Annotated in this window: 11 protein-coding genes; 7 read left to right on the top strand and 4 right to left on the bottom strand. The window is 33.0% G+C overall.

All coding sequences use genetic code 11. From position 1 onward, the window contains the following. Positions 1-166: 166 nt before the first annotated feature. Positions 167-610, top strand: coding sequence for a site-specific integrase (locus H4J65_RS00990; RefSeq protein ID WP_259367463.1), 444 nt, complete (start codon positions 167-169; stop codon positions 608-610). A gap of 6 nt (positions 611-616) precedes the next feature. Here the strand turns inward: H4J65_RS00990 and H4J65_RS18255 are convergent, their stop codons facing one another. From H4J65_RS18255 to H4J65_RS00970, 4 genes are all read right to left on the bottom strand, one after another. Continuing rightward, on the bottom strand, positions 617-1912 hold the full coding sequence (locus H4J65_RS18255; RefSeq protein ID WP_404851931.1) for a UvrD-helicase domain-containing protein: 1296 nt from the start codon (positions 1910-1912) through the stop codon (positions 617-619). A gap of 15 nt (positions 1913-1927) precedes the next feature. Further along, a complete protein-coding gene (locus H4J65_RS18250) occupies positions 1928-2707 on the bottom strand; it encodes a UvrD-helicase domain-containing protein (protein ID WP_182194353.1) in 780 nt (259 codons plus the stop codon). Beyond that, a complete protein-coding gene (locus tag H4J65_RS00975) occupies positions 2694-4523 on the bottom strand; it encodes an ATP-dependent endonuclease (protein WP_182194350.1) in 1830 nt (609 codons plus the stop codon). The genes H4J65_RS18250 and H4J65_RS00975 overlap by 14 nt, the downstream gene beginning before the upstream one ends. 474 nt (positions 4524-4997) lie before the next feature. Beyond that, entirely contained in the window at positions 4998-5234 is a 237-nt protein-coding gene (locus H4J65_RS00970) for a helix-turn-helix domain-containing protein (protein ID WP_182194345.1), read from the bottom strand. Positions 5235-5337: 103 nt separating this feature from the next. On the opposite strand from H4J65_RS00970, the gene H4J65_RS00965 reads away from it, so the two are divergent. The 6 genes from H4J65_RS00965 to H4J65_RS00940 all read left to right on the top strand — a co-directional run bounded on the left by H4J65_RS00965 (position 5338) and on the right by H4J65_RS00940 (position 9489). Next, entirely contained in the window at positions 5338-5862 is a 525-nt protein-coding gene (locus H4J65_RS00965; RefSeq protein ID WP_182194342.1) for a hypothetical protein, read from the top strand. Next, the gene (locus tag H4J65_RS00960) at positions 5859-7292 is read left to right on the top strand and encodes a DEAD/DEAH box helicase (RefSeq protein ID WP_182194338.1); all 1434 of its coding nucleotides are present in this window, start codon (positions 5859-5861) and stop codon (positions 7290-7292) included. Before H4J65_RS00965 ends, H4J65_RS00960 begins: the two co-directional genes overlap by 4 nt. Positions 7293-7323: 31 nt before the next feature. Then, positions 7324-7536, top strand: coding sequence for a hypothetical protein (locus H4J65_RS00955; protein ID WP_182194334.1), 213 nt, complete (start codon positions 7324-7326; stop codon positions 7534-7536). A 114-nt stretch (positions 7537-7650) separates the two neighbouring features. Continuing rightward, positions 7651-8181, top strand: coding sequence for a hypothetical protein (locus tag H4J65_RS00950; RefSeq protein ID WP_182194331.1), 531 nt, complete (start codon positions 7651-7653; stop codon positions 8179-8181). A 55-nt stretch (positions 8182-8236) separates the two neighbouring features. Next, a complete protein-coding gene (locus H4J65_RS00945) occupies positions 8237-9133 on the top strand; it encodes a hypothetical protein (RefSeq protein ID WP_182194328.1) in 897 nt (298 codons plus the stop codon). Between the two features lie 44 nt (positions 9134-9177). Then, complete coding sequence (locus H4J65_RS00940; protein ID WP_182194324.1) at positions 9178-9489, top strand: hypothetical protein; 312 nt, start codon at positions 9178-9180, stop codon at positions 9487-9489. The last annotated feature ends 305 nt before the right edge of the window (positions 9490-9794 follow it).

The following is a 9794-nucleotide window of genomic DNA, read 5'->3' as shown; positions in this document are numbered from 1 at the left end:
CAAATTAATATACATAACTTAATATTAACATTCAACACGTTAATTTTACTTTTTGAATATAGCGATGTAGAAAGACAGATTAAATCCCACTTTATACATAAAAGCGGGATATGAAGCTAAACTGTGACTATATACAGTACATCTTTAAGATTAATAAGGAATGATTATGAAATCTGAATTTCTCTCGCATATCAAAGAAACTATGTGGACACGACGCTACGCGAAACGCACTATTGAGTCTTATTTATATTGGATTAAAGCGTATATTATCTTTATTGGAAAAATACATCCAAACGATTGCCATGATAAAGAAGTTGAAAAATTTCTTAGTTACCTTTCAAATAACTTAAATCTTGCCCCTAAATCTCAAGCATTAGCGTTAAATTCGGTTAACTACTTATATAAACATATTTTAATAAAACCGCTCAGCCTTGAATTACGTTTTAATAAATCTCGAGTAACGCCAAAACTTCCCACAGTATTAACAACAACAGAAGTCAAAGCGCTTTTAACGGCTGTAAATACAAATAACCTGTTACTCTGTCAATTAATGTATGGCAGTGGCTTGCTTTTATGGACATACAAAAGAAAGTATCAATATCATAATTAATGTTATCTATATGTAAGCTACATCCCAAACATCTTCATTAATAGCTAATTCATTAAATCTATTTTCTTCTACAGCAAAAGCTAATAAATGAGTTGGTCTAGAAAATCCGACATACAGCATTTTAGAGTACTTCTTAATATTATCTATTCTGTTATTTAAAGTAATAATTTTCTTTTCTCTAGTTTTACTTCCTGGTTTCCCTAGTATATTTAACTCGATGATTTCTCCCTTTAGTTGAGTAATTTCATTTTCTACAGTACTAATTAACTCCAAACTACTTAAACCACTAAACACTTCACTCATTTGGGTAGATTCATATTCGCTATTATAAAAAGATTCTAAATATAATGTAGCTAAATGAGTTTGGCCTTTTACGCCGTGAACAGTGTTAAAAATTAAGTTACAGTCTTCTATTTCAGTAGCAACTGAAATATCATTAATAACGTAGTTGTCATATAAAAAATTATTACATGGTGTGTATTGTGAGAAAAACTCACTAAAAATTGAAATTATATAAGCTTGTATTTCACCTAATACATGCTTGTGGTTACCCCTCATTACGTTGATTGACCATAAATAAATATTCTTTTCAAATTTAACTACTTTTTCATCTAAAGTTGATTTTTCTTGTAGTAATTTTTTAAACGTAGATTCTTTGAATAGCTTTTCATCATCATCTTTAATGTTAGCCACTCTAAGCGATTTCAGAATTGCATTTTTAATATTGGAAGCAATTGGTTTTAAACTGTTATTCGTCTGTTCAAAAAAAATTAAATATTGTGCTAAACAGTTACATTCGCTTTTCGGTTTTTTTTGCTCACGACTATAGTTTGGATAGTAACTAGGTAGCGTAATTTGTGTTTCATCGTCTTTTTTTCTGGTAACCCATGCTACAACGGAAATAGATTTTGAAGAGGTCTCCGGGAATAAACCATCTTCTGCTAATTTATTAATTATTGATGTGTAGTGCGCTATTAGTTGTTCCTTATTGGCAAGAGTATAAACCAACAATATTGGTTTGATTTTACTATCAGAATTTAAACCTACGACATTTGATTTTGTTAAACTAAATGTATTTGTGAGCCTTGCATTTAGGGGTGATAGGCGATGACTACCATTGATTTCTTTTACTATTTCTCTGTTTATCCAAATTTCATCTAATTTAATTTCGCCATTAAAAATTGCTTGATTTTTATCACCAATACGCTGGTATACAGATTTGGTATTACCACCATCAAAAAATAACATTTCTAAGATTTGATACTGATGTTCATCCATATCTTGCATTTCATCAACGAAGATATATTGAAATCTGCGTCAAAGTAATCTAAGTATAATAGCGTTATTTTTTAGAAAGTGATTGGCAAAGATATAAGCATATTCAAATGAAAGGAAACCACTTTTTAAAGTATCCTCAATCACCTTTTTGATACCTTGATATTTTTTATTACTAGGATCTTTCAATAAGCATTTTTTATCTGTAATTAGCTTTATTTGATTGTCAGAATAATCAAAATAAAGATTTCTTATTTCCTTATCTACCTCTCTATTACAGACATCTTTTTCATTTTCACTGCTCTTAATAGCCTTTTTTTTTGCTTTTTGTATATTTCTCCCCCAAAAAAAGCTTGTCGGTTTACCGTAATCGGTACTCCAAGCAATTCGTTTAAATTCACTTAACAAATGATTTTCGAATAAATTTGTATCTACCTTATTTATATGGATATTAAATTTTTGAGAAATATAAGGTTTAGCTAAAAACTCATTAACAAAGCTCTGTATTGTTCCAACAAAATTTGGATAAGAGAATAATTTTGGGCAATAGGCACCAATACGACTTTTTATTTCATCTATTGCCGCATTTGTATGAGATATCACTAATATCCCAGAGCCATTTTTGAAAGGCATATAACGTTCAAAAATCAATAGTTTTGCTAATAAAACCGTTGTCTTTCCACTACCCGGGACGGCCTGTAAATCAATCGTATTTAAGTTCTTTAAGAACTCAACTCGTTCATCATCGAATTTTTGTCCTGCTTTTAATAAAATAGATTCAGCGTATTTAACATCCTCATCAGTAATACTAATTATAGACATATCTAATTGCCTCCAGAAGAGAAGCAATTGGCTGATCTGTTGTATCTAGTTTTATTGAAGCATCGTAATCATCTGAATTAGGGTCTATTAAATTTGCAAGTTTGTAAGAAAATTCAGTTTTTTTAATGTCTTTCCCTAATAGTTTTTTTGCTAATTCGCTCCCATAATTTGAGGTATCTATGTTAGGAAACATATCTAATAAAACAGATTCAACATGTTTCCCTAAAGTACTAGAAATAAGTAAACTATATTCCAAAGTCCAGCTTTCAGTTACAAAGACCTGAGTAGATTGATTATCAAACTTTTTTCCTATTTCTTTTTTTCGTAATAAAGATTGTTTAGTAACTTCAATTTCACAGCACTTGAGATAGTTGTACGTATTGTTTTTACCTTTTTTAATGGCTTTGCCTTCGCTGTCTACAGCCAACTCTTTTTCATAAGCTGGTACATCAACATCGGTGATGATAGCAACAGGTAAATTTAGATAAGGTTCTTTTTGTCTTAAAAATATCTTGGCAAATTTTATAAACTCAGCGCTAGCAACATTTACAATAGAAACACCTGCTTCTGTTAAATCTTTAGTAATTAAACCATCTTTTTTCATTTTTCTAGCAAGGGCGGGGATGAGTATTTCTTCAGACCAACCTTCAACCATAATTACGCCTTTCGCAAAAAACAAGTTTGCTTTAGTCGTGTCTAAAAAGCGTTCTAAATGCTTATAATCATCAGGATCTAATAATGTGCATTTATTGTTTAAGGGATAAGCATTTTTATTATGGCAAATAATAATGTTTTCGAGTTTTACTTTCGATGCTAAATTGGGACTATGTGTGGTTAAAATTAGCTGTATATCTTTCTTATTTTGCAATGCTTCGATTACTTTCATCTGCGCTTGTGGATGCAGATGTGCCTCTAACTCTTCTATTAAGCCTAATCTTAAACCTGTCCAATTTTCTTTTTCTAGGTGCAACAATTCTGTCGCCATAAAAAGCTTATTCATAGTGCCTAGGCCAGGATTTATTTGATCTTGTATTTGCAGTTCTAATTTTTCTAAAATTGACTTTAAATTCGCGCTAGTTACATCAAAATTAGTAGTATGATTTTCATCAATAAATAATTTCACGAAAGTATCAATTTTATCCTTTAATTCTCTGCCTTTTATATCATCTTTTAGAGGAACTCTATCGGCATCTAAGCCTTCAAAATATGCAGCGACGTTTTCATTGAACCCTTGAAAAAGAGAAACTAATCGATGTTCATCTTTATTTTCAAAAGCCTCATGTGTTTGGAGGATATTTGATAGCCTGGAATTTTTCTTAGGTGTTAAGTCGAGATTAGCATCACGAAGTGGCTTTAAGTAAGTTGCTTTTAGATATTCACGAGCAGCAGCTTTTAGTGGTGTACCTTGATTGTCAACTCCGGCACAGATATCGGCAGGTAATATGCGTTGTTCAGTTCTCGATACATCGTAAATTATTCTTAAATACGGCTTAACTTTGTCTCCCTGCCCCTCAAAACCAAGCCATTCTGTAAAGTGAAAAGCTTCTTCTTCCATATCTTCAAAACGAAGCTCTATTCTAAATCTGTTAGATGAATCAAAAAAATCATCTTCTTCTAATTTAATCCATTCATAACTATGTGTTTTTAATACTAATTTAATAGCATCAACTATCGCCGTTTTACCTGAATCATTCTCGCCAATAAGAATGTTTAGACCTTTTGTAAAATCTAAATCTAAATTAGGTTTAGTTAAATCTATTTCACCTGAAGAGCCATATTTTCTAAAACTCCATATTTTAATATTTGCTAAAAACATAGTTATAAATCCTTTACTTAACTCTAATAAATTGAATATTCATACGCTTATGTATAGCCCTAAACACATCAATATTTTTTATCTTCTATATCCTGTGACCTGGTCAACCATTAGACTTAAGAAATTCAATAAGGCCTAGAATATGATCAGCATCTATATGTGTTGCTTCTACTAATTTTAAATAGCTGCCTTTTAATGCAAGTTCATATAAATCAGGGGGAATGTATTTATTGTATGTGCTTGCATATCCGCCATCTATCTAAATATTTATGGGTTCAGGCACGTTTCCTGAAGTTAAAAAAGCATCTCCATAACTTGCGGGGTACATTTTTAATTTGATTGATGTATTGCTCATTAAATCTTCCTAATTGACTTTAAGTTTCACATTCTAGTGAATGATTGTGACATAACAAACTGAAATTTCAATGAATCTATTGGTGAAATAATGAATGTTTGTATTTCATTGATTACAAGCTAATCTAGGTCAACTTTATGCTTTAATCTTGAAGGCATTATCTCTTCAAACTCACAATTAAGCGCATTAGTTAGTTTGTATAACGTTTCTAATTTAATATTAACCCCACCTCTTTCCATCTTGCCGTAATTACCTCTTTCAATCCCAACATAGGCGGCAAAGCTTTCTTGAGAATAACCAGCAGCTTTACGTTTTAGCCGCAACATTTCACCAAATTCTTTAACTAAATCACTCACCTTATTTTTCCTTTAGGCAAAATGATTAGATTTTCATGTTGAGTGGTAAAGAACCACGCCCTATAATACCCTTTTTAGTATTTAAGGTTAAATAGGATTTATTTTGAAATTAGACCCTTTTGTGGCTCAAATTATTGTTGTTGCTAACTTTAACCACTTCACAACCAGTGATGTTAGGTTGGCTTATTTAGCTTTAAAAAATGATCCATCTTTAGAATCATCAACTATTCGTCGGAAAATATATGCAGAACTTTTAAAGCTGGTAAAAAAAGGTTGGTTGAAGAAGTTGGTATCGAATAAAAAGGGATTTACCCGATTTAATAAAACAGACGCTTTTGATGTTAATGCAATAACAATACTGGCCCAGTTTGACGTAACAAATTCATCTGAAAAACAGGGTGACAAGCAAGTGAAGTTGCTTGGTAAATTGAATCATTATAAAGCTGAACTGCTGTTGAATATTGGGGAGTCTGAAGCTTATAAAGAGTTATATTCAGAGTTCCCAGAGTTAGTTGATGAATTACAGCCGCAATACAATAAGGCTAGAGATAACAATACGAGAATATTAGGGAAGATAAGGGCTATTGAAGGCTTACTTAACCAAGATGAAACACTAGAGAAAATATGAAACTACGACAATGGCAAGCTGAGTGTATTAATTTAGCGTTAACACAATACCAAAATGGCACTAGCCATTTTTTAACTTTAGCAACACCAGGAGCAGGTAAAACCTTGATGGCTTCTGAATTGGCCGATAAATTGTTAAAAAAAAATATGGTCGATTTAATCATTTGCTTTTCACCTTCTTCCATTGTTTCTCAAGATTTTAGTGAAAGCTTACAATTAAAAACTCAAGAGCGCTTTGATGGACTAATAGGCGCTAGAGGGAGATCTTTAACGTATCAAAACTTACAGTATTTAGATGTTAATTTTTGGCAGTTATTTGAACGGTATCGAGTTTTTGTGATATTCGATGAGATTCATCATTGTGCGGGATCTAATATTGAGAATGCCAATGCTTGGGGTGAACAGATAATACTGAACATTCAAGATAAGGCTAAATTTACTTTAGCGTTAACCGGAACTCCTTGGCGCTCTGACGCTGCTCCTATTGTTCTTTCAAACTATATGCATCCTAGCAACAAGATATCGTGTGATTATGTTTATGGGCTTTCTGAGGCCATTACTGATGATGTTTGTCGTGTGCCGCAGATTATAGCTATAGATAATAACAATATTTCAGTGGTGGATGCTGAGGAAACAAAAACATTTACTAGTTTTAAATGCTTACTTTCGCAATCAATCATTCCGTATCAAGAAATTATTGAAAATGAAAAAGTCATCAAATATGTAATTTCTTCTGCACAAAAGAAACTCGATACGATTAGACAGAAAAACACTGACGCTGCAGGACTCATCGTCGCTTTTTCAGTTGAGCATGCAAAACAGATTTCAGCATTAATGAAGGAGTGTTTTAACGAAGATGCCGTTGTTGTTACTTACAAAGAAAATGAGCCTACCCAACTAATTCAACAATTTAGACATGCCAAAACTAAATGGATAATCTCAGTAGGAATGATCAGCGAAGGAACCAATATCCCTCGTTTACAGATTTGTTGTCATTTAACCAATATCAAAACAGAAATGCACTTTAGGCAGATTTTAGGTCGAATTCTAAGAATGACTAATTCAACAAACCAAGAAGCTGTTATGTATATGCCTGCTGAGCCTAAGTTATTAGAATACGCTTATCGTGTTAAGCAAGATGTGCCTTTTGAAGCTGATGTGGTTAAGTTTGAAAAGATGACCAATCGTATTAAAGAGGATATTAGTGATGATGTTTCTGACACTGTTACTTTCGACAAAGTAAGCAAAGTTTGGTCTAAAACAGAACTGGAACTCGGTGGGTTTGATGACCTTATTCAGCATCGGGGCTTTCACAGAGCTAGTGAAACAGTTGAAGAACACTTTTTGACAAGCTCTTATGAAAAAGTCGTTAATATTTTTGGTCGATTTCAGCAAGAAGCTATCGCTTTAGGGCTGAGTGAGTTGAGGTAATTATGCTGTATGTTAAAAATGAGAGGTTTGAATGAAGCTATATGAAGTAATGATATTAACGATACAGGTTAAAATTTTTAATTTGATCATTTCCGTTATTCCTGCGTATTTTCTTTGGAATTGGATCATACCCGATATTTTTCCATTGCCAGAAATTGGTTTACTTCAAATGACGGGGTTAATTATTTTAATTCAATGCATTATCAGTAAGGGCTTTTTTTCCGTTAATACTGATACGGTATGAAGTAGAAATGGCTAATGAAATTAACAGATGATTGATTTGAAAATAGTAATCCATCTTTATTGGTTGAGTTTGACAAAAAGCCATAACTTTACGGCTAAGTGAATTGAGGTAATTATGCTGTCTGTTGAAAAGTTTACATCCCGTTTAATACGACCTGATCATCCTGATTGGTTACATGTTGGTGTCGATTCAAAAGATGAAAGCCAACTATACATCATTGTTAATGGTGGTATGGCCAATATAAATTGCGCTCCTATTGATCTATATGCGCCAGAAATAAAAAATTGCGCACTAGAAATGATTAAACAGGGAGAGCTGTATCTTAAAGCACACGAAAAGTCACTGCGTATTGGCCAAGGAAAAAGTATTTATTGCTATACAGTAAAATTAGATGAGGATTTAGTAAAAGCTGAGCCGAGCAATCGAAGGATTTACTTTTCTAGTTTATTTATTCGTTGGCAAAGAACGCATCAACTATCCGATAAACATGCTCAAGAAAAGCTCGGGTTAACAGCAAAAGAGTTTGAGCTGTTCAGAGAAGATGAATTAGTAATGACTCAAGCCCTAATCAATAAGCTTGCTGAGGTAACGGGCGTATCAGAGCAGTTTTGGCAAAATAGATGGCATAAAAAAATAAATAGTTAATAAACTTAATGCCATTAATCATGTGGAATATTAACAATAATCAATAGGAGCAGTGATGAGAACGTTTAAAACGGTCACTACACAGGAATTAACAACAGTGGTTTGTGATGGCTGTGGTCTACAAGCAAGTGCTGACAGTGATTATGAGTTTCTTTCGATAGCGCATCATTGTGGCTATGGCTCGATTCATGGCGATGGTAAACAGATTGAAATCGATTTATGCCAACAATGTTTTGCGGATATGTGTGGCGACACTCTCAGAGTAACGGATGAAAGCAATACCCTTACTGAATACAGTGAAAGTAGTGATAAAGAACAGCTTGAATATAGCAATATTTTTGATGTGATTTACCTGTCAAAGACTAAAGCAGGTCAGCTAAAAGATAACTGCGATTTAAGGTTGGCAGTAAGGGAATTATTATTGAAAAATAAAATCACCAATAATAATGGGCTAACGGTTGCGCTGAAACGTGTAGAGCAACTTTGGGATGCACAGTACCAATCAGCCGAAGGTAATGAGCTTCATCAACTTGCCGATATAATTTGTGCTTATGAAAATAAAGGTTGGAGCAGTTTTTTTGAAGAAGCCCCAATAGCGGATGATGATTTTATGCCTGGCAGGTTAAGTTTTGAATCCAAGTTTGCTTGTGATGAGGAGCAAACTGCCAGTGGCATGTTATCAAACATACCCGTAAATACTGAGATTAATGATGAGTCGTCAAGGGATTCTGCTTTAATGGAGAGTAATATTGATGATGTAAAAAGCCACTTGTTAATGAGCATTGCCATTGTAATGGCTAAATATCCTGAATTACGTTTGGGACAATTATTAGTCAACGCCATGAGTCTTCAACAATTATCCCCTGAAATTTATCATGATGAAAATACAGAGCTTTTTTATGTGGAAGATAATATATTGGCTGAAAAGCTTAAGCAGTTATCAAAGGTATAAATCGTTAATTATTACGATTTGAATAAGAAAAGAGAATAACGAATATGAAAAAAACACTCCGAAAACATAAAGCTTTTTACACTCGAATTTACCGTCTTGCTAAAGCTTGTGATGTGAGTTTTGATTTAGCGCTGCAAATGATAAAACTAAGAGCAGATGACAAACGATTAACACGAAAGAAAAAGTCCCATGACAGCTTTATGAATTGGAAAACTGCGTCAATGGATACGTTAGGTTTAATGGTTTGTGAATGTTCAAAAAAAGACGGTGAAACTATCAAAATACGGGTGTTTATGACTAGGGATGAATTGCCTGAAGATAAACAGGATTTGTGGCAAGAAAGTATCATGCATTGAAGAGACTAACTATCAAAAGATCCATGCCAAATTTTTAGTGAATTCATAGCTGCATATTATCGCTAGTACATGTTGTTTATATTAAAATTTTTTGCCCCCCTAATCTGTAGTAGATCGTATTTAATCTGACACTTTCCAATTTTGGATTTGATATAACAGTCAGTTTATTAGGTCAGTAATGATACGAATATAGTCCTTTCAGTCTGAATAAACCTATAATTAGGGTGTTCAGACCATGTGCCTATTTCATACGAATATTGATACGATATCATTTCGATGGTTACCGCTTTACTTTCGATGTCATA

The sequence above is a fragment of the Colwellia sp. MB02u-9 genome (assembly GCF_014077085.1).
Lineage (GTDB): Bacteria > Pseudomonadota > Gammaproteobacteria > Enterobacterales > Alteromonadaceae > Cognaticolwellia.
The sequence above is the reverse complement of the archived record's forward strand: the minus strand, read 5'-3'. Positions and strand labels throughout refer to the sequence as shown.